The sequence below is a fragment of the Actinoallomurus bryophytorum genome (assembly GCF_006716425.1).
Taxonomy (GTDB): Bacteria; Actinomycetota; Actinomycetes; order Streptosporangiales; family Streptosporangiaceae; genus Actinoallomurus; species Actinoallomurus bryophytorum.
The window spans coordinates 7,666,847-7,691,555 of the sequence record NZ_VFOZ01000001.1 but is presented as its reverse complement, the minus strand read 5'-3'; the positions used below and the strand labels follow the sequence as shown (position 1 = coordinate 7,691,555).

The following is a 24,709-nucleotide window of genomic DNA, read 5'->3' as shown; positions in this document are numbered from 1 at the left end:
TCCGTGGCTTCGTACCGCAAGGTCCTCGTCGGCACCGACGGTTCCGACTCCTCGTTCCGCGCCGTCGACCGGGCGGGGCGGGTCGCCGCCGATTCCGGGGCGAAACTCATCCTGGTCTGCGCCTACGAGCCGATGCCGGACCGCGAGCGTGCCCGCGCGGGCGACCAGCTCGGCGACCTGGCCTACAAGGTCGAGGGCTCGACCCCCGCCGACGACGTGCTGAGGGCCGCACGCGAGCGCGCCTTCGCCGGCGGTGCCAAGGATGTCGATGAGGTCGCCGTGGCCGGTGATGCGGTGGACACGCTGCTCGAACTGGCCCGTGACCGCGAGGTGGACCTCGTCGTCGTCGGCAACCGGGGGCTGAACACCCTCGCCGGACGGCTGCTGGGCTCGGTCCCGGCCAACCTCTCCCATCGGGCGCGCTGCGACGTACTCATCGTTCACACCACCGAGGGCAAATAGCCGTCCGCCCGCCAGGAGCCCGATCACCGGTGGGCGCCGGGCGGCTTACAGGACATAGGCTTGAGATGTCGTGTAACGGACGCACCGATGAGGAGGCAGCGCGTGGTCGAGCTCGACGATGTGCCCGAGCTCGTCGAGCCGGTGGTGATCGCCGCCTTCGAGGGGTGGAACGACGCCGGTGAGGCGGCGAGCGGCGTGATCCAGCATCTGGAGGAGAGTTGGGGCGCCACCCCACTGGCCGCGCTCGACCCCGATGACTACTACGACTTCCAGGTGACGCGCCCCACGGTCGAGATGGTCGACGGCCAGACGCGGCGCATCAGCTGGCCGACGACCCGGATGTCCCTGGCCAAGATGCCCGGCTCCGACCGCGACGTCGTCCTCGTCCACGGCATCGAGCCGAACATGCGCTGGCGCTCGTTCTGCCAGGACATCGTGGGCATCATGCTGGAGCTCGGCGTGGAGACGGCCGTGCTCCTCGGCGCGCTGCTGGCGGACGCGCCGCACACCCGGCCGGTACCCGTGACGGCCGCCTCCTCCGACGACGGCCTGACCACGCGGCTCCAGCTCGAACCGGCCCGCTACGAGGGACCGACGGGCGTGCTCGGCGTGCTGCAGGACGCGTTCGCGACGGCCGGGCTGGAGACCGTGTCCCTGTGGGCCGCGGTCCCCCACTACGTCGCCCAGCCCCCCTCCCCCAAGGCCACGCTGGCGCTGCTGCGCTGGGTCGAGGACCTGCTGGACGTCTCGGTCCCCATGGGCGACCTGCCCGAGCAGGCACGCGCCTGGGAGCGCGGGGTCAACGAGCTCGCCGAGCAGGACACCGAGGTCGCCGAGTACGTACGGGCCCTGGAGGAGCAGAAGGACGCCACGGAGCTGCCGGAGGCCAGCGGCGACGCGATCGCGCGGGAGTTCGAGCGTTATCTACGGCGCCGCGGCGGCGATCCCGACTAGGACGACCGGCCCTGGGACCAGCTCGCCGACCTCATCCGGGCACCGAGGTCACTGGCCGCGCCCCGCCACGACGCGGTTGTCACCGCACTGTGGCCGGGAGCGTCCAGCCGCTGGGGCGTAGCCACGCGGGCAGGTCCCACGCACCCTGCTCGATCGCCTTCACCGCCTCGATGTCGGCCTGGTAGGCGGGCGTCTCGGCGAACCAGCGGAACATCGCCTGCGTGTCCGGGTCGTCCCCGAGCACCTGCACGGGCAGAGCCTCGTACCGTGCCGGAAGACCGGCGTGCTCGCCGAACGCGGCGGCGATCCGGCTGCCGGTGCGCTCGTCGCCGGCGATCTCGATGGCACCGCCGGGTGCCTCCGCGGCCCCGAGAAGGAACGAGGCGCTGATCTGCCCGATGTCCCGCACGGCGATCAGTTCGTCGGCGCGCTCTACGCCGACGTCGCCGAACGCATGCCCGACATCACCAGCGCACTGCCTTCCGACGAGCGACACCGGCTCGCCGGCTCCATCGCCCGGATCACCGCCTCCGCCCACCTGACGGTGGCCGGCGAGGCACGGCCGGCCGCCGGCAGTGCCGGTGGCTCCGCCGTCATGGAAGGTCGATCGTGAAGGCCGACGGCGCCTCGCCGACGCGTACGCCGGTGATCCGCATCTCGCCGAAGCCCGGCAGGGGCGCGACCGTCGTACGCCCGGCGGGCACGTCCGGGTCGAGGCCGAGCAGGACGGTGACCAGCGCCGGGGACACGGCCGCGCTCCACGCCTGCGGACGGCAGGCCGCCGGATAGGGCACGGGCACTCCCCCGGCGTCCTGGCCGCCGAACAGCTCGGGCAGCCGGTATCCGAACGCGGCCCCGGCGGCGATCAGTCCGCGCGCGAGTGTCGCGGCGTGTTCGGTGTGGCCCGAACGGCTCAGGCCGAGCATCGCGATCACGGTGTCGTGCGGCCAGACCGAGCCGAGGTGGTACGAGACCGGGTCATACCCGGCGGCCCGGTCGGTCAGCGTCCGCAGCCCCCAGCCGGAGTGCAGCTCCATCAGCCGATCCGCGACGCGGTCCTCCTCCTCCGGAGTGAGCAGGCCGGTGCCCAGCAGGTGCCCGGCGTTCGAGGCGAGGCCGTCGACGGGCCTGCCCATCCCGTCGATCGCGATCGCCGGGTAGCCGTCGTCCAGCCAGAACCGTTCACGGAAGCGGGCCGCCAGCCCCTCCGCCCACCGCCGGTGGCCGTCCCCGCCGGTGCCGTACACGTCGAGCAGGTCCGCGCCGAGCGTGGCCGCCTGGTAGGCGTACGCCTGCACCTCCGCCAGCGCGATCGGCGAGGCGGCGAGCGTGCCGTCCTCGTGCTGGACGCCGTCCACCGAATCCTTCCACCCCTGGTTCGCCAGCCGGTCGGCCGAGCCGCGGTACGACACGAACTCCCCGAACGACCGGAGCCAGCCCAGGGCCTTCTCGGCGGCGGGCAGGAGGGCACGGACCTCGGTGGCGGGCATCCCCCAGCGCCACGCCTCGGCCAGGGTGATGACGAACAGCGCGGTGGCGTCGACCGACCCGTAGTAGACCGGCGGCAGCGATCCGGGGGCGTGGGCGGGCCGCAGCTCGTGCGGGATCTTGCCGGGCTCCTCCTCGGTGACCGGGTCGTGGCCGGCGCCCTGGTGACGGGCCAGCGCACGCAGGGTGCCGGCCGCGAGCTCGTGGCCGAGCGGAAGGGCGAGCCGCGCGGTCCACAGGGCGTCGCGGCCGAACAGCGTGAGGTACCAGGGGCTGCCGGCCCCGCAGTAGAGGTCTCCCTCGTCGGCGAGGAGCAGGGCGCCGAGGTCGGCGATCCCCTGGGTCACCAGCGCGCCGATCCGGTCGTCGGCCGAGCGTACGGTCAGGGGCGCCCGTGCCCAGGGCGGCGGACCGTCCGGCGGCGCTGGGCGGAAGCCGGGGCCGGGTGGCGGCGTGGCACGTACGGCGAGGGTCGTGGTGACGTGCTCGCCCGGCGCCAGGGTGAGCTCCACGTCCACGGGGCCGTCCAGGCGCACCTCATAGCCGCCGGGACCGGCGACCACGCCGCCGCGCAGTACGGTCTCCAGCGGTGGCGGATCGCCCGCCTTCACGGCGCTGATCGGGGCGAAGTCGGCCGCCGCCGTGATCGCGAGCCTCGCCGTGACGGGGCTCGCGCCGTCGTTGCGGACGGTGATCCGCTCGGTCCCGCCGTCGTGGCGCACGGTACGCAGGCGTTCGACCGTCAGGGTGCCACGAGTGGCGGTGAACCGTGCGCTGTCCGCGCCGCGCAGGACCGCCTCCCGCGGCTCGGGTTCGGCGCCGTCGAGGGTCACCAGGAGACGCGACAGCACGCGGCGGTCGGAGACGTACAGGCCGTCGGCGCCCCCGGTGAGCTGTGCGCCGGGCGGGGACAGCCACGTCGCGGGCGCGGCGACGCAGCTCAGGTGCTCGTGGAGTGAGGGCTGATGCCTGGGCGTCTCGCCGGGAGGTCCGGGGGGTCCTTCGGGCACGTGTCTCCTCCGTCTTCGGGCGGTGCGGCCCGGTCGCCCCGCCGGGCGACCGGGCCGGACGGTCAACGCAGGGTGATGACCAGATCGGACCGGCCGCCGCGCGAACCCGCGTCGGCCACGACCTCGCTGCCGCGCGCGGTCCGCCGTACCTGGTAGGCGGCACGCTTCCCGTCCAGGGCCACCGACGCGACCTCGGCGCCGGCGGGCAGCACCTGGCCGATGAGCAGGCGCGTACCCGGCACCCGTGAGGTGACCCGCGTACGCAGCGACTTCGCCGACGCCGCGGCGGAGACGTCCACCGCTCCCCGGCCGAGCCGGATGTCGCGGCCCGCCACACTGGGCTGGCCGGGCGGCACCTGCGGGACGACCTCCAGCCGCCCGCGCCCCAGGTCCGGGGCCACGCCGAGCTGCTGGCTGACGACCGGCCACAGGTTTCCGTACGCGCCCCAGGCCTGCAGGACCATGGAGCGCTCGGTCTCCTTGCGGTCGATGTTCGGCGGGTCGAAGTCCGGGCTCGGCACGATCTCCGGCATCGCCCCGGGCATCTCGTACAGCGACGGGTCGAGCTGCTGACGTGCGTTGTCGTCGGTGTAGCGCCTCTGCTGCGCCAGCCGCCCGAAGTTGCCCTCGGCGACCGCCATGATGCCGGTGTTGATGGTGAAGGCCTCACGGTCGCTCTGCACGCTCGACACGGCGCTGTCGCACGCCGGGCCCTTGTTGCCGCCCTCGGCCGAGGTCGGCCCGGTGCCCGTGTGGAACAGCCCGTTCTCGCCCGTGTAGCAGGGCTTCTCGCGCTGGTCCAGGACCTCCTTGGCGTGGGCGTCGGTGGCGAGCGGGCGGGCGAGCCTGCCCTCGCGTACGAGCTCGGCGTCCAGCGGCGTCAGGCCGATCCAGTGCCGCTGGAAGATCTTCGTGTTGTCGTTGGCGGGGTTGTCCGGGTCGTCCAGGGAGTCGGCGAACTGGTGCGTGTCGCCGCCGTTCCACCATGCCTGGTCGAACGCCCTGGTCATCGCGTCGCCGTGCGACGTGGCCCACGTGGCGGTGGCCGCGTCGCCCTTGGCCCGCGCGAGGTCGGCCAGGTCGTACAGGCCGCGCACGGTGTAGACGGTGTTGTCGAGCTTCTCCACGCCCATGCCGGGCCGTTCGACGTTGCCGAGCCCCTCCGGCCAGCCGTCGCCGTCGGCGTCCAGCTTGTCGACGACGTAGTGCATGTTGCGCACGGAGAAGCCGTAGACGTCGTTCAGGAAGGAACGGTCGCCGGTCCAGCGCCACACGAGCGCGGCCGCGCTGGGGTACTTGGCGGTCTCGTCGGTGTTGCCCTTCTCGTCGTTCGCGCCGAAGTAGACCGAGCCGTCCGAGACGACCTCGTGCACCACCTTGCCGCTCCGGTCGTTGACCACGTCGCTGACGTCGCGGAGCGTACGGAGGTGGTCCTCGATCGCGCCGAACTGTCCCGCCGCGACGGTCGCGAACGCGGTGAACTCCCCGTCCGTGCCGAAGATCCACGGATAGTCCGGCCAGCCCGCGCCGATCCACCGGGCCTTGGCGAGGGTGCCCTTGACCGGCGGGTACTGCTTGCCCTCCTCGGTCGCCCGCAGGTGCAGGTCATCGGCCTGCTGTACGGAGTCGGCGAGGTTCTGCTTGCTCCATTCGACGCTCTGCTGCAGCAACCGGTCGCCGGGCAGGTCGACCACCGTGCTGGCGGCGACGGCCCGGCGGGCGGCCGTCTTGCGGGCGAGCAGCCCGGCCGGGTCGCGCAGCGCCGTGCTCAGCGCGGAGTGCGCCTCGGCCGTGCCGTGGTCGGACCCGGCGACGGCGAGCCAGACCGTGGTGCCGTGCCCGGCCGGCAGCTTCACGTCATAGGACAGCCGTCCGCCGGTCCCCTTGCCGAACTCGGTGTCGTCGCACTTCTGCGGCGTGGTGCCGGTCGCGGGGCAGATCACCGGCGGGTCCTGCGGCCCGCGGTGGTCCTTGCCCAGCTCGTGCGCGACGGGCGTACGGTCCGCGGCGACCATGGCCGCGAAGTCGTGCGCGCTCGCGTTCGGCACATCGGGCGTGCCCTGCTCGCGGAAGACCAGCGCGCCACCCTCGTACGCGCCGGTGTCCGGGAGGTTGAACGCCTTCTGGTCCGGTGTCGTCGACCCCCACGGGAAGGCCGTCGTCAGCTCCGAGTGCGCGTCGACGTCCAGGCGCACCGTACGCGCCGTGGACGAGGTGAGCTTGAGGCCGATGAGCCCCGCGCGTACGCCGTCGGGTGACACGTCGGTGCGCTCGACCTGCACGCCGCCGGTGTCGTAGGCGATCCGCGTGTACCCGTGCCCGGCGGTGAAGCTCTCGGCCTTCGCCTGCTCGCCCAGCCACCGGCCGCCCAGGCCGAACCACACGCCGTCGAGCAGCTTCAGCGGAGGCGTCCAGAACCCGCCCATCTCGCCGAGGGTGTGCCAGCCGGTCGCCGGGTAGAGCCCGTCCTCGGTCGACACCGAGTAGAAACGGTCGCCGCTGACGACCGAGCGGCGGTCGGGCAGCCGCGTCCTCGTGGTCAGCTCCGCCGACGCCGGCGGGCCGGACGCGTTGCCCGGCACGGCGGTGACCGCGCCGCCTCCGGCGGTGAGGACGAACGTGACCGCGAACGCTACGGCGCGTCTTCGCATGGGGTACCTCCCATTGATGTCCCCCGAGGTTCGGACGGGTCAGACGGCGAGCCACACGGCGGTGTCGTGCGGGAGCACGTCACCGTCGAGCGGGCCGCTGGCGAGCAGGACGCCGGTGTGCGCGGGCAACTCGAAGGGTGTCGCGGACAGGTTCACCGCGCACGCGAAGCCGGGCGTACGGGAGAACAGCAGCACCCCCGGCACCGTCTCGTGCCAGCGAAGGTCGCCCTCGCCGAGTGCCGGGAGCTCACGCCGCAGGCGCAACGCCGCCCGGTACAGCTCGAGCATCGAGCCCGGGTCGTTCTCCTGGGTCTCGGCGGTGAGGTCCTTCCACGACTCCGGCTGGGGCAGCCAGGTGGCCGCGCCGTCCGGGCCGAAGCCGAACGGCGGGGCGTCGCCGGACCACGGGAGCGGCACGCGGCAGCCGTCACGGCCGCGCGTGGTGTGCCCGGACCGTTCCCACACGGGGTCCTGAAGCAGGTCCTCGGGGATGTCCTCGACCTCGGGCAGCCCGAGCTCCTCACCCTGGTAGACGTACGCTCCGCCGGGCAGCGCGAGCATGAGCAGCGCCGCCGCACGCGCCCGGCGTGTGCCCATGGCGAGGTCGAGGGGCTCGCTGACGTCCGCGCGTGGTCCGCGGCCCTCGGTGTTCGCGCGGCCGTAGCGGGTGACGTGGCGTACGACGTCGTGGTTGGACAGCACCCAGGTCGCGGGCGCGCCGACCGAGCCCAGCGCGTCCAGGCTCTTGTCGATCACGGCGCGCAGCCGTTCCGCGTCCCACGGGGCGCGCAGGTAGTCGAAGTTGAACGCGGTCTGCAGCTCGCCGGGGCGTACGTAGCGGGCGAGACGCTTCGGGCCGCTGACCCACGCCTCGGCGGTGAACGTACGGTCGCCGTCATAGCGGTCGGCGACCTTGCGCCACTCACGGAAGATCTCGTGCACACCGTCGCGGTCCCAGTGCGGGTGGTCCTCGCGCTCGGTCGGCTGGAGAACGTCGCCGGCCTCCCCGGCGTCGGGCAGGCCCTCCTGCTTGATCAGGCCGTGGGCGACGTCGATCCGGAACCCGTCGACGCCGCGGTCGAACCAGAACGCCAGCACCTTCTCGAAGTCGCGACGGACCTCGGCGTTGTTCCAGTTCAGGTCCGGCTGCGCCTCGGCGAACAGGTGGAGGTACCACTCACCGTCCGGCACCCGGGTCCACGCGCTGCCGCCGAACGTGCTCCGCCAGTCGTTGGGCGGCAGCCCGCCGTCGTCGCCCCTGCCGGGCCGGAAGACGTACCGGTCGCGTTCCGGGCCGCCCGGCCCCGCCGCCAGTGCCGCCTCGAACCACGCGTGCCGGTCCGAGGTGTGGTTCGGGACGATGTCGAGGATCACGCGCAGGCCGTGGCCGTGCGCGTCGGCGATCAAGGCCTCCGCGCCGCCGACCGTGCCGAACCTGCGGTCGATGCCGGTGTAGTCGGCGACGTCGTAGCCCGCGTCCACCATCGGCGAGGGGTACCACGGCGTGATCCACACGGCGTCGACGCCGAGGCCGCGCAGGTAGGCCAGCCTCGACCGGATGCCTTCGATGTCACCGACACCGTCGCCGTCGCCGTCGGCGAAGCTGCGGATGTAGACCTGGTAGATGACCGCACTGCGCCACCAGGGCGCGGAGTCCTTCGCGTGCACGTCGTCCTTTCGGTGCCGGGCCTGGCACTTCGGGGGATTTCGGGCTACTTCACGCCGCCGGCGGTCAGTCCCGCGATGATGCGGCGCTGGAAGACCAGCACGACGATGACGAGCGGGACCGTCACGATCACGCCGGCCGCCATCTGCGTGCCGAACGGCTGGTCGAAGCCGTACGCGCCGGTGAACTTGGAGATGGACACCGTGGCGGTCTGCATCTCCTTCTTGTTCACCATGCTGAGCGCGATGATGAACTCGTTCCACGCCGCGATGAACGTGATGATCGCCGTGGTGAAGACGCCGGGAGCGGACAGCGGGATGATGATCTTGCGGAACGCCTCACCCCGCGTGCAGCCGTCGACCATCGCGGCCTGTTCCAGCTCGAACGGCATCTGGCGGAAGAACGCCGTGAGGTTCCAGACCGCCAGCGGCAGCGCGAACGACAGCGTCGGCAGGATCATCGCCTGGTAGGTGTTGATCCACTTGATGTCGCTGAACAGCTTCAGCAGCGGGATGATCAGCGAGATGCCGGGGAACATCGACGTCGCGATGATCACGCCCAGGACGGCGTTCTTGAACCGGAAGTTCAGCCGCGCCAGCGCGTACGCGGTGAACGTGCCGACCAGCAGTGTGATCAGCGTGGTCAACCCGGCCACGACGAGACTGTTCAGCAGCGCGCGCCCGAAGCCGACGCCCGGCTTGAAGACCGCCGAGAAGTTCTTCACCGACCAGGGCGCGGGAAGCACGGAGTTCTCGAACTGGTCCTCCGGGCGGCGGAACGCCGAGACGAACATCCAGTAGAACGGCACCAGGCAGTAGATCACCACGACAGCCATGCCGACGTACGGCAGGACCTGGCGCGTGCGGGACTTCCCGCGCGCCCGCGGCGCGGACGCAGCGACTGCGGTCATGTCGTCACCTCGCGGGGAACGGTCAGTGGCTTGCGTTTCGGCCGTACGGGCCTGGCCGCCCGCGGCTGCCGCATCTCACCGATGATGTCGGCGCCGAGCAGCCGGACGAAGGTGTAGGCGACGACCGCGACGTAGACGAACAGGACCGTGGCGTACGCCGCGGCGGGGCCGTACCTGAGGTTGGTCGCCTCGTCGTAGGCGGTCATGGTCAGCGTCTCGACCGAGTCCTTGTGCAGGCCGATCAGCACGACCGGCAGGTCGAACATCCGCAGCACGTCGAGCAGGCGGAACAGCACGGCGACCAGCAGCACCGGCTTGACCATCGGCAGCGTGATCCGCCAGAACGTCTGCCAGGCGCCCGCGCCGTCGACACGGGCCGCCTCGTACACGTCGCGCGGGATCACCTGGAGCCCGGCGAGCACGAGCAGGCCGACGAACGGTGCGGTCTTCCACGTGTCGGCGATGATGACGGCGAGCTTGGCGTGGAAGCCCTCGGTGGTCCACAGGACCTGCCTGCCGATGATCGCGTTGGCGATGCCGTCGGCCTGGAAGACCCAGCGCCAGAGCAGGCCGGAGACCACGGTGGGGATGGCCCACGGGACGAGGATGCTGGCCCGTACGAACCCGCGGCCGCGGAAGGCCCGGCTCATGATGAGGGCCATCGCCACGCCGAGGACGGTCTCGATGACGACGGTGACGACCGTGAAGAAGGTGGTGTTGCCGAAAGCGTTCCAGAACGCGTGGGAGTTCGGGCCGGTGAAGATGTCGGTGTAGTTCCTCAGGCCGACGAACTTGTCGCCCTGGACGACGAAGCCGTTCGCGTCCAGGCCCTGTCCACGCTGGTAGAGCGACTCGCGCAGCGCCGCGACGACGGGATAGCCGACGACGAGCGCGAGGACGATGAAGGTCGGGGACAGCAGCGTGACGGCCAGGCGGCCCGACCCCTGGACATCGCCGCGACGCCGCTTGCGGGCCGCGGCCGGCCCGGCGGTTGTAGTGGTCATGAACCCTCCTTGGGGCCCGTGGCGGGACGCGGGGGGGCGTCCCGCCACGGGGCGCGCCGCTACTGCGCGGTCAGCGGTCCGAGCTTGGACTGCAGGTCGGCGAGTGCCTGGTCCGTGGTGGTCTTACCGGTCAGCGCCGAGTAGACCGCTTCCTGGATGGCCGTCGTCACGTCGTTGTAGCGGACGGCCTTCGGGCGGGGCTTGGCGTTGAGGAGGGAGGCCTTGAGCGTCGGCAGGTAGGGGAACTTCTGCTGGAGCGCCGGCTCGTCGTACAGCGAGGCGAGCGTCGGGGCCTCGGAGCTGGCGACCAGGTTGAGCCGCTCGGTGTCCTCGCTGGTGAGGTACTTGATGAAGTCCAGCGCGGTGGCCTTGTTCTTGGCGAAGGAGGAGATCGCCAGGTTGTGGCCGCCGAGGGTCGGGGCGCCGGGGCCGTTCAGGCCCGGCAGGGGCGCCACGTCGAACTTGCCCTTGGTCTTGGGCGCCTTGCTGGACAGCGCCCACTGGTAGGGCCACTGGCGCAGGAAGAGGAGGTTGCCCTTCTCGAACGCCCGCCGGGCGTCCTCCTCCTCGTACGTAATGGCCTCCTTGGGGATCATCCCGCTCTTGAAGCCCTGCACGAGGAAGTTCAGACCCTGCTTGGCCTGCGGGGTGTTGACGTTCGGCTTGCCCTGGTCGTCCACGACCTGGCCGCCGGCGCTGTCCACGGCCTCGGAGAAGTTACAGGTCAGGCCCTCGTACTTGTCGAACTGTCCCGCGTAGCAGTCGACGCCCTTGACCTTGCCGCAGTCGGACTGCAGCTCGGCCCAGGTCTTCGGCGGCGCGCTGATCCCGGCCTTCTGCAGCAGGTCCTTGCGGTAGTAGAGGAGACCGGCGTCGGTCTTCCACGGCGCGGCGTACATGTTGTCGCGGTAGGTACCGGTCTGCACCGCCGAGGGCAGGAACTTCGCCAGGTCGAACTGGTCCTTCGGCAGCTGGGTCACCCAGCGGTTGGCCGCGAACTCCGCGGTCCACACCACGTCGAGGTTGAGCACGGTGTACGCGTCGGACTTCGTCTGGGCGTTCTGCACCATCTGCTGGCGCTGCTGGTCGGCGCTCTCCGGCAGCTCGACGAGCCGCACGGTCTCCTTCGGATGCGCCTTGTTCCACGTGTTGATCTGGTTCTGGACGTTGCCCGAGGTGTCCTTGCCCTGGGCCAGCGTGATCGGCCCGCGCCCGGTCAGCTGTCCCGACGCGGCGCCGGACCCGCCGGTCTTCGGCGAGCCACTACTGCACGCGGCCGCGAGCGTCACCGTCGCCACGACGGCCACCACTCCACGCGCGATTGTCGCTATCGATGCCACTTTCACTTTCCTTCCTGAAAATCGCATTTCAGTGAACGGGCTCGGGCCCCCGCCACTCCCGTGTGACCAGCTCTGGGCGCAGCATCACCCCCTCGGCGACGTCGTCCACTCCACCCAGTTGGTCGATGAGCGCGGCCACGACGCACCGCGCGACCTCATCGAGCGGCTGCCGCACGCTCGACATCGGCGGTGACATCAGCGTCGCGGCGGCCGAGTCGTCGAAGCCGACAACCTCGACGTTCGGCCGCCCGCTCGCGCCGGTCCCGCCCGCGAGCCGCGCCCCGATCGCGAAGGTGTCGCTACCGCAGGCGAACGCGGTCGGCGGCTCCGGGCGGCTCAGCAGCCGAGCGGCCGCCGAAGCCGCCGCGGTGACGGTCTCGGCGCTGGTGGCGGTGAGGTGGCCGACGTCCAGCCCGTGGCGCCGCGCCGCCTCCGCCCAGCCGGCGCGCCTCTCGTCGCCGAACCCGGTGCCCTCCGGCCAGCCGAGATAGGCGATCCGGCGATGGCCGAGCGAGACCAGGTGGTCGACCGCCCGCGCGACGCCGTACGCGCCGTCGACGTCCACCCAGCGGAAGCGCTCGTGCCTCTGCCCGCGCGGCCGGCCGAAGCACACGAACGGGATGCCGCGCCGGGCGAACCAAGGCGGGCGCGGGTCGCCCACCTCGACGTCGAATAGGACGAATCCGTCGACGGTGCCCGTACGGATGAGGTCCTCGTACGTCCCGAGCTCCTCGTCCACGGCGGCGAACAGGAGGATGTGGTATCCGGCGGCCCCGGCGGCCTCGGTGAGCGCGTGCAGGAACCGGTCGAGCAGGTTGCTGACGCCGGGCGGGGAGACCATCTTCAGGCCGATGCAGCGGCTCGCGCGCTGGCGGAGGTTCTGCGCCGCGCGGTTCGGCCGGTAACCCAGGTCGTCGATCGCCCGCCGCACCCGGGCCGCGGTGTCGGCCGCGACCCGCTCGGGCGCCTTCAGGACGTTGGACACCGTCTGGCGCGAGACCCCGGCGGCGGCGGCGACTTCGGAGATCGTCACCCGCTCGGGTCGCCGCTCATGGGCACTCCTCTACGCAGACGTCCGAAGATCGCCGGTTTTGATCGTTCAAATTGACATCGCCGAAGTGGTATGTCAAGGACAGATCATCATTTGTTTCGCGGACGTTACGCCGAGGGTGCTCACGGAACGGATACGGCGGCCCCGCGAGCGAAGGTCCGGCGGCGCCGGCCCGGATCCCCCTGATGCGAGGGCCCTCGTGCGGGGGTCCGCGGCCCTCAGGACTCGTCGCGGCGCCGTGGCCCTCGGCGACGTCGCGGTCCGGGAGGCACGCCGAACCGTTGCCCCGGCCGCCTTCACGGGTCTAGTCGGCGGTGGGCCAGTCCCAGCCGAGCTGGAGGAACAGGCCCAGCCGGTCGCTGACGGCGCGGATCTCGGTGACCTTCCCGTCCGCGACGGTCAGGATGAAGATCGCCTCGTTCTCGAACCGGCCGTCGGTGGGCTGGGGCATCCGGATGTGGGTGCCCGAGTGGACGCCGGACATGGTGATGCGGGCGACGACGCGGTCCCCCTCGGCGATCAGTTCCTCGATGTGCATCAGGAACGGGTCGAAGGCCTCCAGCTGCATCCGGATGCCCTCGAACGCCGCGCCCGCCTCGTCCGGCTCGCCGTGAATGACCTTGTTGTGGTCGATGACGTCCGCGGCCATGTACTCCGGCAGGTCCTGGAGGCGCCGGTCGTTGACCGCGTCGAACAGCCGCCGCACCACGGTCTTGTTGTCCATGTCATCCCTCTCTTACGCCGTAAGATACCGGTTGACGACTACAGTCCTCTTACGCCGTAAGAGAGTCAAGGGGTGCGCATGGACGAACACCGCCGGACGTCGCGGGACCGGGCCGGGCTGTCGCGGGAGAAGGTCCTGGACGCGGCGCTGGACCTGGTCGACCAGGTCGGGGCGGAGGGCCTGTCCATGCGCAAGCTGGGTGCCGCGCTCGGCGTCGAGGCGATGACGGTGTACTACTACGTACCCAGCAAGGACGCCCTGCTCGCCGGCCTGGTCGAACGCGTCACCACGCGGACGTTCACGGTCGATCCGAAGGCGGGCTGGGAGGAGACGCTGCGGGACTACGCGTGCTCGTTCCGGCGGGAGCTGCTACGGCATCCCGGGGTCGCTCCCCTGGTCGCCACCCATCCGGTCACCACCCCGGACGCGCTGCGCATGCTCGAGGCGGCGGCGGGGTTGCTGCGGGCCTCGGGGTTCGGCCTGCGGGAGGCGTTTCATGTGATCAACACGGTGGGGACGTTCACGACGGGTCACTGCCTGGCCGAGATCGACCCGCCCGGCGGCACTCCGCCCGAACTCCCCGACCTCGACCCTGCCACCGTCCTGAACGTGACCGAGGCCGTCCAGGACGGCCTCGGCACACCACAGGACCACCAGGCCCGCTTCGACTTCGCCCTGGAAGCCCTCATCAACGGCTTCACCCAGGCGTTGGCCGGAAGGTCGGCGGAATAAGTGGCTACACCTTATTGCCGGTTTCAGTCACGGCAACCTCGACACAGTCGCCTTCCTGGACTCCGCTGCGACTGCTCTTGCGCCATACGGGGGTGCTCACTCTGTCGCCTCCATAACCTTCTTGATCAGGTCGCGGGACAAGTCCTCAGGCAACGCTTTCTGCCCGATACGGTCATATCGTAAGACATAGGACTGCGCTTCGGCCGCCGACGGGACCAATCTTCCTCCGCCAGGGGATTCGGTGTAGGCGACGTCCCCGGAGGGCCCTGTCATGATCTTGAAGCTGCCATCTAGTCCGTAATAGGCCCTCGCGGATCTGGGAACGACACGAATCCCGACATTCGGCCGCTCCGACACTTCCAGCAGATAGGCGAGTTGCTTTCGCATCACGTCCGCATCGCCGACGGGCCAATCGAGCACACTCTCGGTGAGCAGGACCCAGAGCACCGGTGGGTCCTCTCTGGCCAAAATCGCTTGACGGGCCATGCGTCTTTCCAGTACTTCATCGATATCCGGCCTGCCACCTGCGGCGATCAGCTCGTAGGCATACTCGGGCGTCTGGAGCAGGCCGGGAACTACGAGCGCCTCGAAGACCTTGATCACAGATGCGCCGGCCTCGATATCGAGGTGTTGCTTGATCCAATTCGGATCATGGCCGAGGCGGGCGTACCAGAGGATGGTGCCGAAGTGGCCGCCGGTCTGCCAGCGCTCGTCGAGCGCAGCGGCCTGGCCCTCGTCGAGCTTTGCCTCGCCGTTCTCCAGGCGGGAAAGACTTGATCTTGCGCAGTTGATCAATTTGGCGACCGAATCGCCCGATAAGCCGCGTTGGTGACGATAGAAGCGCAGGTCATGGGCGAGCCATGCCCACATCGATGACTTCGGGTCCGGTGATGGCTTGGGGAGCACGGCGAAAGATTAGCGCGGTGCAAAGATTGTTAGACGCCGTTTCCATCGAAAAGGCGAAATCCAGGAAGCATAAAGCCTTGCGACCGATATAAAGGATATTCCGGGATGCCGGGCGTCGGAGGGGGCGCCCGGCTCCCATCAGTTCGATGACGGCAGGCGCCTCGGCGGCAGGCGCCTGCGAAGCAGCGGCCGCGGAGCAGCGCCATCGGCGACACTCCGCGGACACTCCCGGAGAAGGGCCTCTCAGCCCTCGACGGCCAGCCAGACGGCGGTGTCGTCCGGCAGCGTGTCGCCGTCGAGCGGACCGCTGGCGAGCAGGACGCCCGCGTGGGCGGGCAGCGGGTACGGCTCACCGGACAGGTTGACCGCACACGTGAAGCCCGGCGTACGGGAGAACACCAGAACGCCCTCCGGCGTCTCGTGCCAGCGAAGGTCGCCCTCGCCGAGAGCCGGGTGGCCGTGCCGCAGGCGCAGTGCCGCGCGGTACAGCTCGAGCATCGAGCCCGGGTCGCCGGCCTGGGTCTCGGCGGTGAGCTCCTTCCACGACTCCGGCTGCGGCAGCCAGGTCGTCACGCCGTCCGGGCTGAAACCGAACGGCGGGGCGTCGCCGGACCACGGGAGCGGCACGCGGCAGCCGTCACGACCCCGCGTGGTGTGCCCGGAACGCTCCCACACCGGGTCCTGAAGGAACTCCTCCGGAATGTCCTCCACCTCGGCCAGCCCGAGCTCCTCGCCCTGGTAGACGTACGCTCCGCCGGGCAGCGCGAGCATGAGCAGCGCCGCCGCACGCGCCCGGCGTGTGCCCAGGGCCAGGTCGACGGGCTCGGTGGTGTCGGTACGCGGCCCGCTGCCCTCGGTGTTCGTACGGCCGTAGCGGGTGACGTGGCGTACGACGTCGTGGTTGGACAGAACCCACGTCGCGGGGGCGCCGACGGCGCCGAGGGCCTCCAGGCTCGCGTCGATCACCTCGCGGAGCCGTGCGGCCTCCCACGGGGCGCGCAGGTAGTCGAAGTTGAACGCGGTCTGCAGCTCGCCGGGGCGTACGTAGCGGGCGAGACGCTTCGGGCCGCTGACCCACGCCTCGGCGGTGAACGTACGGTCGCCGTCGTAGCGGTCGGCGACCTTGCGCCACTCACGGAAGATCTCGTGCACACCGTCGCGGTCCCAGTGGGGATGGTCCTCGCGCTTGGTCGGCTCGAGCACGTCACCGATCTCGCCGACGTCGGGTAGGCCCTCCTGCTTGATCAGGCCGTGGGCGACGTCGATCCGGAACCCGTCGACGCCGCGGTCGAACCAGAACGCCAGCACCTTCTCGAAGTCCTGGCGTACGCCGGGGTTCTCCCAGTTGAGGTCGGGCTGTGCCTCGGCGAACAGGTGGAGGTACCACTCACCGTCCGGCACGCGGGTCCACGCGCTGCCGCCGAACATGCCGACCCAGTCGTTGGGTGGCAGCTCGCCGCCCGCCGCTCCCTTGCCCGTACGGAAGATGTACCGGTCGCGTTCCGGGCTGCCCGGTCCGGCCGCCAGCGCCGCCTCGAACCACGCGTGCCGGTCCGAGGTGTGGTTCGGGACGATGTCCAGCACGACGCGCAGGCCGTGGTCGTGCGCCTCGCTGATGAGCGCCTCGCCGTCCTCGACGGTCCCGAACACCGGGTCGATGCCGGTGTAGTCGGCGACGTCGTAGCCCGCGTCCACCATCGGCGAGGGGTACCACGGCGTGATCCAGATCGCGTCGACGCCGAGCGCGCGCAGGTACGGCAGCCGGGATCGGATGCCGGCGATGTCACCGACACCGTCGCCGTTCAGATCGGCGAAGCTGCGGATGTAGATCTGGTAGATGACCGCGCTGCGCCACCAGGGCGCGGAGTCCTTCGCGTGCACGTCGTCCTCTCCATGCCGGGGCCCGGCGGTCGGTCGGGCCGACCGGCTCCGGAGTCATTGTGCCTCGCCATGGCAAACGGCCACAGCCGGTGGGCGGGCCGCGATCAGAGAGCGATGCCGAGGAGGGCGTCGACGGTGAGGCCGAACACCTCCGGGGCCGAGCCTTCGCCCTCGCGGTCCTCGGCGACGACGCTCAGGGCGTGGTCCACCCAGCGGTCGAGCGCGGCGAGCGCCGACGGGGCGTCCAGGTCGTTCGCCAGGTGGCGGCGTACCTCGGCGACGACCTCTTCCACGGGCGGGCCGCCGGCCAGCAGCGCGGCCTCGCGCCAGCGCGCCAGGCGTACCTCGGCACGGGCCAGGTCGTCGGGGGTCCACTCCCAGTCCGACCGGTAGTGGTGCGCCAGCAGTGCCAGCCGGATCGCCATCGGGTCGGCGCCGTCGCCGCGCAGGCCCGACACGAAGACCAGGTTGCCGCGCGACTTGGACATCTTCTCGCCGTCGAAGGCGACCATGCCGGCGTGGACGTACGCCTGGGCGTGCGGCCTCTCACCGGTGGCGACCTCGGCGTGCGAGGCGCCCATCTCGTGGTGCGGGAACACCAGGTCCGAGCCGCCGCCCTCGACGTCGAAGGACATGCCGAGGTTGTGCACCGAGATGGCGGCGCACTCGACGTGCCAGCCGGGACGGCCCGGTCCGAACGGAGACTCCCAGGACGGCTCCCCCGGCCGCTCGGCCTGCCACAGCAGGGCGTCCAGCGGGTCCTTCTTGCCCTTGCGGTCCGGGTCGCCGCCGCGCTCGGCGAACAGCGGCATCATCTGTGCCGGGCTCAGGCCGCTCACCGAGCCGAAGCCCGCGTCGGCGGAGACCGGGAAGTACAGGTCGCCGTCGACGTCGTACGTCGCGCCGCGCGACCTCAGCAGCTCGATGAACTCGATGATCAGGGGGATCGACTCGACGGCGCCGGCGTACTCGCGCGGCGGCAGGACACGCAGCGCGGTCATGTCGTCGCGGTACAGCTCGATCTCCCGCGCCGCGAGAGCGCGCCAGTCCTCACCGGTCGCCGTGGCGCGTTCGAGGAGGGGGTCGTCGACGTCCGTGGTGTTCTGGACGTAGTGGACCTCGCGCCCCTGGTCGAGCCACACGCGGCCGACCAGGTCGAACGCCAGGTAGGTCGCGGCATGACCGAGGTGGGTGGCGTCATAGGGGGTGATGCCGCAGACGTACATCCTCGCGACCGGACCGGGGGTCACCGGGCGCAGGGCGCCCGTGGCGGAGTCGTGCAGGTTCAACTGAGGTTCCACGGGCGGCAGGCCGTGTTCGGCCAGGCTGGGGACCTCGGGGGCGGGCCACGATCGCATACCCCGCAGCCTATCCACGACACGCAGCACAACGGACAAGGCATCCTGCCCGTACGGTCGGCCGGCGGTCGTCGATCATCGGGAGGGCGGCAGTCGGTAAAGACTTTCCCTGCCCGGCGGTTGAGACGGGCGTGGCCCGCAGGGTGTGTGCGAGTCTGTTCGCGCTCGCCCCAACCCCGAATGACCGCCGGGATTCTGCCTGCATCGTGTCGAGACATCGCAAAGCCCACCGCAGCCGCCCGCCCTTCGCGGGTCTTGTGCTGTGGGCGGGTTCGCTGGCGGCCGCGCTCGGCACGGCGTACGTCACGGTCAACGTCCGCGTGCACCACGGCTCGGCCGACACCCAGGTGGAGAGCGTACGTGACACGCCCGGCCCGGCACGGCCAGGGCTGAGCCGGATCCAGGTCAGCGACCCGGCCGACCACAAGGAGTACGGCGTCTACGTGTGGCGGCCCGACGTCCCGGAGACGCGTACGCTGCCGGTGCTCTACTTCCTGCACGGGGTGCCCAGTGATCCCAAGACCGTCGTGGAGTACGAGGGGCTCGCCAAGCAGGTGCGGTCCTACGTCGCCGACGGCGGCAGGCCGTTCGTGCTGGCGGTCCCCGACGGGAACGGCAGCCACCATGACGACACCGAATGGGCGGACGCGGCCGATGGTTCGGACCGGGTCGAGGACCGCCTCATCGACGAGGTCATCCCCGCGGTCGAGGGCGGCCACCGGCGCGACGCCGGACACCGGGCGATCGGCGGCTTCTCCATGGGCGGCTACGGCTCGATGAACCTCGCGCTGCGGCATCCGGCGGTGTTCGGCTCGGTCGCCTCCATCTCCGGCTACTTCCACGTCGACGATCCCTCGCACATGTTCGGCGACCGTGAGGACCTGATCGCCGCGAACCGGCCGGACGAGAACCTCGGTGCCGCCCGCCGGGTCAAGATCTTCCTGGCCGCCGCCGCGAACGAGACCAACCCGGTGGTCAAGGGCGAGCCGGAGCGCTTCAAGAAGCTCCTGGACGCGGCGGGGATCCCCGCCGTGCTCGACATACGCCCCGGCGGCCACGACTGGGACTACGTGCGCAGCGTGCTCCCCGACGCCTTCGCCTTCCTCTCCCGTGCCTGGACGGATGCGGGCAAGGACCGGCGCTGAGCCTTGGCGCGGGTTGATTCTCTGACTAAAGTCAGAGAATGGAGCAGATGCTCATCGACGGGGTACGCCGGTTCAACCGGACCGTCACCCAGCGGATCGGGGCCCTGAACGACGCCTACCTCTCGCGTGCGCGCCCGCTCGGCCAGGCACGCCTGCTGTGGGAGATCGGTCCGGACGGATGCGAGGTGCGCGCCCTTCGGAAGCGCCTCGAACTCGACTCCGGGTACCTGAGCCGGCTGCTGCGCTCCCTCGAGACCGACGGTCTGGTCAAGGTCGAGACGGACGAGGGCGACGGGCGCGTGCGCACCGCGCACCTGACCGCCCCGGGCCGGGCCGAGCGCTCGGTACTCGACCAGGGCTCGGACGAGCTCGCGTCCTCTCTCCTCGCCCCGCTCACCGACCGGCAGCGTGAACGACTGGTCACCGCCATGGCGCAGGTCGAACGCCTGCTCAGCTCGTCCCAGGTCGAGATCGGCGCCACCGACCCGCGCACCGCCGAGGCCCGCCACTGCCTGGGCGCCTACTTCGCCGAACTGGCCGAACGCTTCGACGCCGGCTTCGATCCCCTGGCGGGCATCTCCGCGCACGACGCCGAGCTCACCCCACCCGCGGGAGTCCTGCTCGTCGCCACCCTGCACGACGAGCCGATCGGCTGCGGCGCCCTCAAGCTCCACGCCGGCGACGACATCGCCGAGATCAAGCGCATGTGGATCTCACGCGACGCGCGCGGCCTCGGTCTCGGGCGCAGGCTGCTGACCGAACTGGAGACCCACGCCGCGCACCATGGCGCCCGCACCTTCCGGCTGGAGACCAACCGGAGCCTCGGCGAGGCGATCGCCCTGTACCGGTCCTGCGGCTACCGCGAGGTCGACCCCTTCAACGACGAGCCCTACGCCCACCACTGGTTCGAGAAGACGCTGTGACCTCGTCTTCGCCGAGGATCACCGGCACGGATCAGGACGACGTACGCAGCGGCTCCCCTGACGCCTTCCCCTTCCCTGCCTGGACATCAACCGATTCACCGCGCCGAGCGCCTGGGACATCGCCCCCGGCCGACTCGGCGACGGCGATGCCTAGTCCGCAAGGTCGTAGACGCTGACGGAGACGCCGCAGTCGATGAGCCGCCTGATGATCAGGGGTTCGATGTGGTCCCATCGTCCGCCGGCCAGGCCGCAGCCGATGCGGGGCATGTGGACGGTCGCGTCAAGCTCGGCGGCTCGCGCGGCCAGGCCGCGCAGACACGGATCGACCGCCTCGTAGCGGATGGGCGGCGCGGAGCTTCGGACGGTCTTGATGCCATGCTGGCCGATCATGTTGGCGACCCATTTGTCGGAGGCGACCTGGACGAGCTGGGTCGCGCCCAGCCCGAAGTCGTTGTCCGCGCGGTCACGGTGCCAGTTGCGGTAGGCCGCCTCAGGCCCTGGCCAGCGTCGCGACAGCGACTCCACGAAACCCCTGCCCCATCTGCCCTGGTCATTGCAGATGTGCGCGACGACCTTGGGCCCTTGGGCCGGCGGGTTGGTCGCGTCGCCCCGCAGGTAGTCGATCCGCGCCATGATCGTGACGCTATCCGGACCTGCTGACAGTCCCGCCGGTCGCGCCGTGGTCCGGTCAGGACGTGGGGACCGGCTGCCAGGCCGCAGGGGTGCCGGGCTCGGCGGTGAAGTCATAGGAGACCCCGTCCGGGCCGAACGTCGTCAGTGAGATCGACGTCGTGCCCCAGAGCCGGCCGTCGCCCAGGTCGCGGCGGACGATCAGCGCCCGGTCGTCGGACGGGTCCAGGCCGTCGCCGTCCAGGAGGTGACGCCATGCCTCGCGCTCGTGGCCGGCCGCCTCGAACAGCGGGCGGAAGTGGGCGACGCGGGCGGACATGTAGTCGTCGCCGCCGCGCGAGCCCGCCTCGGCCAGGCCGCTGTTGACCACCATGTGCAGGCCGGGTTCGAGCTTGCGTCCGGTGAGGCGCTCGCCGTCCCAGCTCCACAGGCGTACGCTCCCCGGCTCCGCGCCGATGAGGTGGAACGGGTCGAAACCGTGCGGGTCGCCGTCGAGCGTGCCGGTCTCGGCCAGCGCCAGCGGCAGTCCGCCGCGTGACCGCCGAACCGACTCGGGCGCGGCGGTGCCGACGCCGTTGAGAACGCACGCCACCCTGGGCGCGGCCGGGTCGAGGGCCAGCCAGGTGCCTCCCGCGAGCTCGTCGCGTCCGCCGACCAGACCGGGGTGGTCCGGCCAGTGCCGGGCGGGCGGACGCCAGGCGCGGGCCACCAGCTCGTCTCGCACGCCGGCGAGGAGCAGCGGCACCCGTGCGCCGGGGTCGTACCCGACGATCGCCGTGCACATGGGCTACACGGGCGGCCAGGGGATGGCGGGCCAGTCCTCTGGGGGGTAGGGGTGGATGCGGTGCTTGAGCATGAGCTCGACGCGGCCCACCGTGGCCTGGACCTCTTCGGCGTTGAGCAGGCCGGTCAGCCTCGACGTGAGGCCGTCGCGCCCGAAGGCGTGGCGGAGTCGCTGCAGCCCTTCGACCGCCTCGTCGGTGAGGTCCTTGCCGCGCCACTGCCACAGCACGGTGCGGAGCTTGTACTCGTCCGAGAAGCAGACACCGTGGTCGCAGCCGTACACGTGACCCGAGGTGGTCGGCAGCAGGTGCCCGATCTTGCGATCGGCGTTGTTGACCACGGCGTCGAAGACGGCCATGCGGCGTACGGCGGGGTCGTCTCCGCGGGAGAGGGCCAGCAGGTCGACGTCGGTGTCGTGGTCGATCCACAGCTGGACCATGCCGGGCCCGAACGGGCCGTCGCGGTGGACCGTGGGCGGCACGACGCCCCAGCCCATCTGCTCGGAGATGACGTACGCGGAGACCTCGCGGCCGGCCAGCGTGCCGTCCGGGAAGTCCCACAGCGGGCGTTCGCCGGAGATGGGTTTGTAGACGCAGTTCGCCTGGATGCCGTCGAGCGAGATCCCGCAGTACAGCGTCGCGTTGCTCGCCTGGACGAGCCGCCCCTCGATGCTGATCTCACCATGCTGCAGCAGGCTGATGGCGGTCTCGGTGTCGGCCGGGCCGACCGAACCGTCACCACCGACGCCGTACCGGGAGGGCTGACTCATGGCTCTAGTGTCCGTGCGATCGACATTTCAGCCAAGGTGGCCGTTCTGACGGGGGCAGACGTGGCCCTGGGCGTCCAAGGGGAGCCCGCACAGCGGGCAGGGCGGGCGACCGGCCGCGACGATCTTCAGCGCTCGTTCGGCGAAGGCGCGGGCCTGGCCGGCGGTGATCCGTACGCGGAGCACCACGACGGCGGGATCCTCGCTGCCGATCTCGGCTTCGTCGTCCTCACCCTCCGTGACCTCCTGGGCCTCGATAACGACCCGTTCGTCCTCGGGATCCCAGGCGAGCGCCATCGTGCCGACGCGAAACTCCTCCTCGATCGGCTGTTCGAGGGGCTCGTCGTCGTGCAGCTCCACCGGCGCGACCGCCGGGACCGCGGCGGCGCCGCCTTGGCGCAACACCTCGTCGAGCAGCTCCTCAAGACGCTCTGCCAGCAGCGTGACCTGGAACTTCTCCAGGCCCACACTCGTGACGCGGCGTCCCGCCCGAGCCTGCAGAAAGAAGGTGCGGTCGCCAGGCTGGCCAACGGTGCCCGCCACAAACCTTTCGGGCATGTCGTATGCGATGACCGGCATGAGGACGACCCTACGCTCCGCCACCGACCGGCGCGTCACTGTCCTGGCCGGACTTCGCAAGAAGATCGTCGACTTTCCCGCCGTTGTCGTTCAGGCGGACCACGAAGGGACGCATCTCGGTGTAACGGATCACGGTGACGGACGCCGGATCGGCCTGGATGCGCTGGAACTGGTCCAGGTGCAACCCCAGGGCGTCGGCGACGATCGACTTGATGATGTCGCCGTGGCTGCACACGAGGAACGTCGCGTCCGGTTTGAGGCCGTCGTTCCACTCGCGTACGGCGGTCACGGCGCGGTGCTGGGCGTCGGCCATCGCCTCGCCGCCGGGGAAGCGGACCGCGCTGGGATGGGCCTGGACGACCTTCCAGAGGTCCTCCTTGGCCAGCTCTTCGAGGGGACGGCCGGTCCAGTCGCCGTACCTGACCTCGCCGAACCGGTCATCGGTCTGCACCTGGAGGCCGTCGCGCCCGGCCACCACGGCCTGCGCGGTCTCCTGGCAGCGGTCCAGGGGGCTCGCCACGACCAGGTCCAGCGGGACCGGCGCGAGCCGTGCCGCGAGCTCGGCGGCCTGCGTACGGCCGCGCTCGTTCAGGTGCACTTCGGGTGTCCAGCCGGCCAGCACCGGTCCGGTCATCTCGGTCAACCCGTGACGCACCAAGAGGAGAGTTGCCACGTCGTGAACTGTAGCCGGACATCCGCCGGTGATTGACGCCGAAGGTCACGGGTAGGTCATGTTGGATCCCCGTCAGCCCCTCACCCGGGACAATGTCCTCATGATCATGGATTGCGCCATCTATCGGAAAGGCGTCCGCGACGACGTCCAGGGCGACCTGAGCGACGCCCTGGACTCGGCACGCGAGGTCGGCGACGCCTTCATGTGGATCGGCCTGCACGAGCCGACCACCGAGGAGTTCGACCAGGTCGCCGGCGAGCTGCAGCTGCACCCCCTGGCGATCGAGGACGCGGTCAACGCCCATCAGCGCCCGAAGCTGGAGCGCTACGGCGACACGCTCTTCGTGGTGGTCAAGACCCTGAACTACGTCGACGCGAGCTCCGACATCGAGGTCGGCGAGATCATGCTGTTCGTCGGCAAGGACTTCGTCATCACCGTCCGGCACGGCGAGGGCGCGCCGCTCAAGGCCGTACGCCAGCGTTTGGAGGCCGACAAGGAGCTGCTCCACCACGGGCCCAGCGCGGTCCTCTACACGGTCCTGGACGAGATCGTGGACCGGTACGGCGCGATCGCCCACGAGGTCGAGATCGACATCATCGAGCTGGAGCGCCGGGTCTTCTCCACCCAGCGGACCACGGTCACCGAGAACATCTACGAGCTCAAGCGCGAGGTGCTGGAGTTCCGCGGCGCCGAGGACCCGCTCGTCCCGGTGCTGCAGGACATCGTGAAGGGCCGGGTCAGCGTCGCCCCCGGCACGACGGAGTACTTCCGCGACGTCCTGGACCATCTGCTGCGCGTCGACGAGCAGGTCGACTCCCACAACGAGCTCCTGACGAACGTGCTGAACGCGCACCTCGCCCAGGTCGGCATGCAGCAGAACGAGGACATGCGCAAGATCTCCGCCTGGGCGGCGATCCTGGCCGTGCCCACGTTGGTCACCGGCGCGTACGGCATGAACTTCACGCACATGCCCGGACTGACGGAGTGGTGGGGCTACCCGGCCGCGGTGGTGGCCATCGTCGGCATCTGCGCCACGCTGTACCGCTGGTTCCGCAAGAGCGGCTGGCTGTAGG

At 70.8% G+C, this 24,709-nt stretch carries 24 protein-coding genes; 6 read left to right on the top strand and 18 right to left on the bottom strand.

The window, feature by feature from the left end; translation table 11 throughout:
• The first annotated feature begins 3 nt into the window (after nucleotides 1–3).
• Together FB559_RS35635 and FB559_RS35630 are read left to right on the top strand one after the other, a co-directional pair.
• Nucleotides 4–462, top strand: a complete 459-nt coding sequence (locus tag FB559_RS35635) for a universal stress protein (RefSeq protein ID WP_141961311.1) — start codon at nucleotides 4–6, stop codon at nucleotides 460–462.
• 102 nt (nucleotides 463–564) lie between these two features.
• Complete coding sequence (locus FB559_RS35630; protein ID WP_141961310.1) at nucleotides 565–1,416, top strand: PAC2 family protein; 852 nt, start codon at nucleotides 565–567, stop codon at nucleotides 1,414–1,416.
• Between the two features lie 79 nt (nucleotides 1,417–1,495).
• Here the strand turns inward: FB559_RS35630 and FB559_RS35625 are convergent, their stop codons facing one another.
• From FB559_RS35625 to FB559_RS35585, 9 genes are all read right to left on the bottom strand, one after another.
• On the bottom strand, nucleotides 1,496–1,912 hold the full coding sequence (locus FB559_RS35625; protein ID WP_185792553.1) for an NmrA family NAD(P)-binding protein: 417 nt from the start codon (nucleotides 1,910–1,912) through the stop codon (nucleotides 1,496–1,498).
• A 97-nt stretch (nucleotides 1,913–2,009) separates the two neighbouring features.
• Complete coding sequence (locus FB559_RS35620) at nucleotides 2,010–3,914, bottom strand: glycogen debranching N-terminal domain-containing protein (protein ID WP_141961309.1); 1,905 nt, start codon at nucleotides 3,912–3,914, stop codon at nucleotides 2,010–2,012.
• A gap of 62 nt (nucleotides 3,915–3,976) precedes the next feature.
• The gene (locus FB559_RS35615; protein WP_221640335.1) at nucleotides 3,977–6,565 is read right to left on the bottom strand and encodes a hypothetical protein; all 2,589 of its coding nucleotides are present in this window, start codon (nucleotides 6,563–6,565) and stop codon (nucleotides 3,977–3,979) included.
• Nucleotides 6,566–6,604: 39 nt separating this feature from the next.
• Entirely contained in the window at nucleotides 6,605–8,233 is a 1,629-nt protein-coding gene (locus tag FB559_RS35610) for a glycoside hydrolase family 13 protein (protein WP_141961308.1), read from the bottom strand.
• Between the two features lie 44 nt (nucleotides 8,234–8,277).
• Nucleotides 8,278–9,141 carry a carbohydrate ABC transporter permease gene (locus FB559_RS35605; RefSeq protein WP_141961307.1) on the bottom strand — a complete coding sequence of 288 codons (864 nt, stop codon included), beginning with the start codon at nucleotides 9,139–9,141 and terminating at the stop codon, nucleotides 8,278–8,280.
• The gene (locus FB559_RS35600) at nucleotides 9,138–10,145 is read right to left on the bottom strand and encodes a carbohydrate ABC transporter permease (protein WP_141961306.1); all 1,008 of its coding nucleotides are present in this window, start codon (nucleotides 10,143–10,145) and stop codon (nucleotides 9,138–9,140) included. The genes FB559_RS35605 and FB559_RS35600 overlap by 4 nt, the downstream gene beginning before the upstream one ends.
• Nucleotides 10,146–10,204: 59 nt before the next feature.
• Nucleotides 10,205–11,485: an ABC transporter substrate-binding protein gene (locus tag FB559_RS35595; RefSeq protein WP_221640334.1), complete on the bottom strand. Its 1,281-nt coding sequence runs from the start codon at nucleotides 11,483–11,485 to the stop codon at nucleotides 10,205–10,207.
• 28 nt (nucleotides 11,486–11,513) lie between these two features.
• Nucleotides 11,514–12,518, bottom strand: coding sequence for a LacI family DNA-binding transcriptional regulator (locus FB559_RS35590; RefSeq protein ID WP_141961304.1), 1,005 nt, complete (start codon nucleotides 12,516–12,518; stop codon nucleotides 11,514–11,516).
• Nucleotides 12,519–12,840: 322 nt separating this feature from the next.
• A complete protein-coding gene (locus tag FB559_RS35585) occupies nucleotides 12,841–13,260 on the bottom strand; it encodes an ester cyclase (RefSeq protein ID WP_141961303.1) in 420 nt (139 codons plus the stop codon).
• Nucleotides 13,261–13,338: 78 nt separating this feature from the next.
• On the opposite strand from FB559_RS35585, the gene FB559_RS35580 reads away from it, so the two are divergent.
• A complete protein-coding gene (locus tag FB559_RS35580) occupies nucleotides 13,339–13,992 on the top strand; it encodes a TetR/AcrR family transcriptional regulator C-terminal domain-containing protein (protein WP_141961302.1) in 654 nt (217 codons plus the stop codon).
• Nucleotides 13,993–13,996: 4 nt separating this feature from the next.
• Here the strand turns inward: FB559_RS35580 and FB559_RS46940 are convergent, their stop codons facing one another.
• The 4 genes from FB559_RS46940 to mshC form a co-directional block, all read right to left on the bottom strand.
• Complete coding sequence (locus tag FB559_RS46940) at nucleotides 13,997–14,092, bottom strand: DUF397 domain-containing protein (protein WP_141961301.1); 96 nt, start codon at nucleotides 14,090–14,092, stop codon at nucleotides 13,997–13,999.
• Nucleotides 14,089–14,898 carry a helix-turn-helix domain-containing protein gene (locus FB559_RS35570; protein ID WP_141961300.1) on the bottom strand — a complete coding sequence of 270 codons (810 nt, stop codon included), beginning with the start codon at nucleotides 14,896–14,898 and terminating at the stop codon, nucleotides 14,089–14,091. The genes FB559_RS46940 and FB559_RS35570 overlap by 4 nt, the downstream gene beginning before the upstream one ends.
• 243 nt (nucleotides 14,899–15,141) lie before the next feature.
• On the bottom strand, nucleotides 15,142–16,779 hold the full coding sequence (locus tag FB559_RS35565) for a glycoside hydrolase family 13 protein (protein WP_141961299.1): 1,638 nt from the start codon (nucleotides 16,777–16,779) through the stop codon (nucleotides 15,142–15,144).
• Nucleotides 16,780–16,883: 104 nt separating this feature from the next.
• Nucleotides 16,884–18,137 carry a cysteine--1-D-myo-inosityl 2-amino-2-deoxy-alpha-D-glucopyranoside ligase gene (gene mshC / locus FB559_RS35560; RefSeq protein WP_141961298.1) on the bottom strand — a complete coding sequence of 418 codons (1,254 nt, stop codon included), beginning with the start codon at nucleotides 18,135–18,137 and terminating at the stop codon, nucleotides 16,884–16,886.
• 206 nt (nucleotides 18,138–18,343) lie between these two features.
• On the opposite strand from mshC, the gene FB559_RS35555 reads away from it, so the two are divergent.
• Together FB559_RS35555 and FB559_RS35550 are read left to right on the top strand one after the other, a co-directional pair.
• A complete protein-coding gene (locus FB559_RS35555; RefSeq protein WP_185792552.1) occupies nucleotides 18,344–19,282 on the top strand; it encodes an alpha/beta hydrolase in 939 nt (312 codons plus the stop codon).
• A 38-nt stretch (nucleotides 19,283–19,320) separates the two neighbouring features.
• Nucleotides 19,321–20,205 carry a bifunctional helix-turn-helix transcriptional regulator/GNAT family N-acetyltransferase gene (locus FB559_RS35550; RefSeq protein ID WP_141961296.1) on the top strand — a complete coding sequence of 295 codons (885 nt, stop codon included), beginning with the start codon at nucleotides 19,321–19,323 and terminating at the stop codon, nucleotides 20,203–20,205.
• Between the two features lie 150 nt (nucleotides 20,206–20,355).
• Here the strand turns inward: FB559_RS35550 and FB559_RS35545 are convergent, their stop codons facing one another.
• Genes FB559_RS35545 through FB559_RS35525 form a run of 5 tightly spaced genes read right to left on the bottom strand, consistent with a single transcriptional unit; the run spans nucleotide 20,356 to nucleotide 23,636 of the window.
• Nucleotides 20,356–20,838, bottom strand: a complete 483-nt coding sequence (locus tag FB559_RS35545; protein WP_141961295.1) for a macro domain-containing protein — start codon at nucleotides 20,836–20,838, stop codon at nucleotides 20,356–20,358.
• A gap of 55 nt (nucleotides 20,839–20,893) precedes the next feature.
• Nucleotides 20,894–21,619, bottom strand: coding sequence for an NRDE family protein (locus tag FB559_RS35540; protein WP_141961294.1), 726 nt, complete (start codon nucleotides 21,617–21,619; stop codon nucleotides 20,894–20,896).
• A 3-nt stretch (nucleotides 21,620–21,622) separates the two neighbouring features.
• Nucleotides 21,623–22,387, bottom strand: a complete 765-nt coding sequence (locus FB559_RS35535) for an SCO1664 family protein (protein WP_141961293.1) — start codon at nucleotides 22,385–22,387, stop codon at nucleotides 21,623–21,625.
• Nucleotides 22,388–22,414: 27 nt separating this feature from the next.
• Entirely contained in the window at nucleotides 22,415–22,963 is a 549-nt protein-coding gene (locus FB559_RS35530; RefSeq protein WP_141961292.1) for a DUF3090 domain-containing protein, read from the bottom strand.
• Nucleotides 22,964–22,973: 10 nt separating this feature from the next.
• Nucleotides 22,974–23,636, bottom strand: a complete 663-nt coding sequence (locus tag FB559_RS35525) for a histidine phosphatase family protein (RefSeq protein ID WP_141961291.1) — start codon at nucleotides 23,634–23,636, stop codon at nucleotides 22,974–22,976.
• Between the two features lie 100 nt (nucleotides 23,637–23,736).
• Here FB559_RS35525 and corA point away from each other — a divergent pair, with 100 nt between their 5' ends.
• Nucleotides 23,737–24,708, top strand: coding sequence for a magnesium/cobalt transporter CorA (gene corA / locus FB559_RS35520; protein ID WP_141961290.1), 972 nt, complete (start codon nucleotides 23,737–23,739; stop codon nucleotides 24,706–24,708).
• The last annotated feature ends 1 nt before the right edge of the window (nucleotide 24,709 follow it).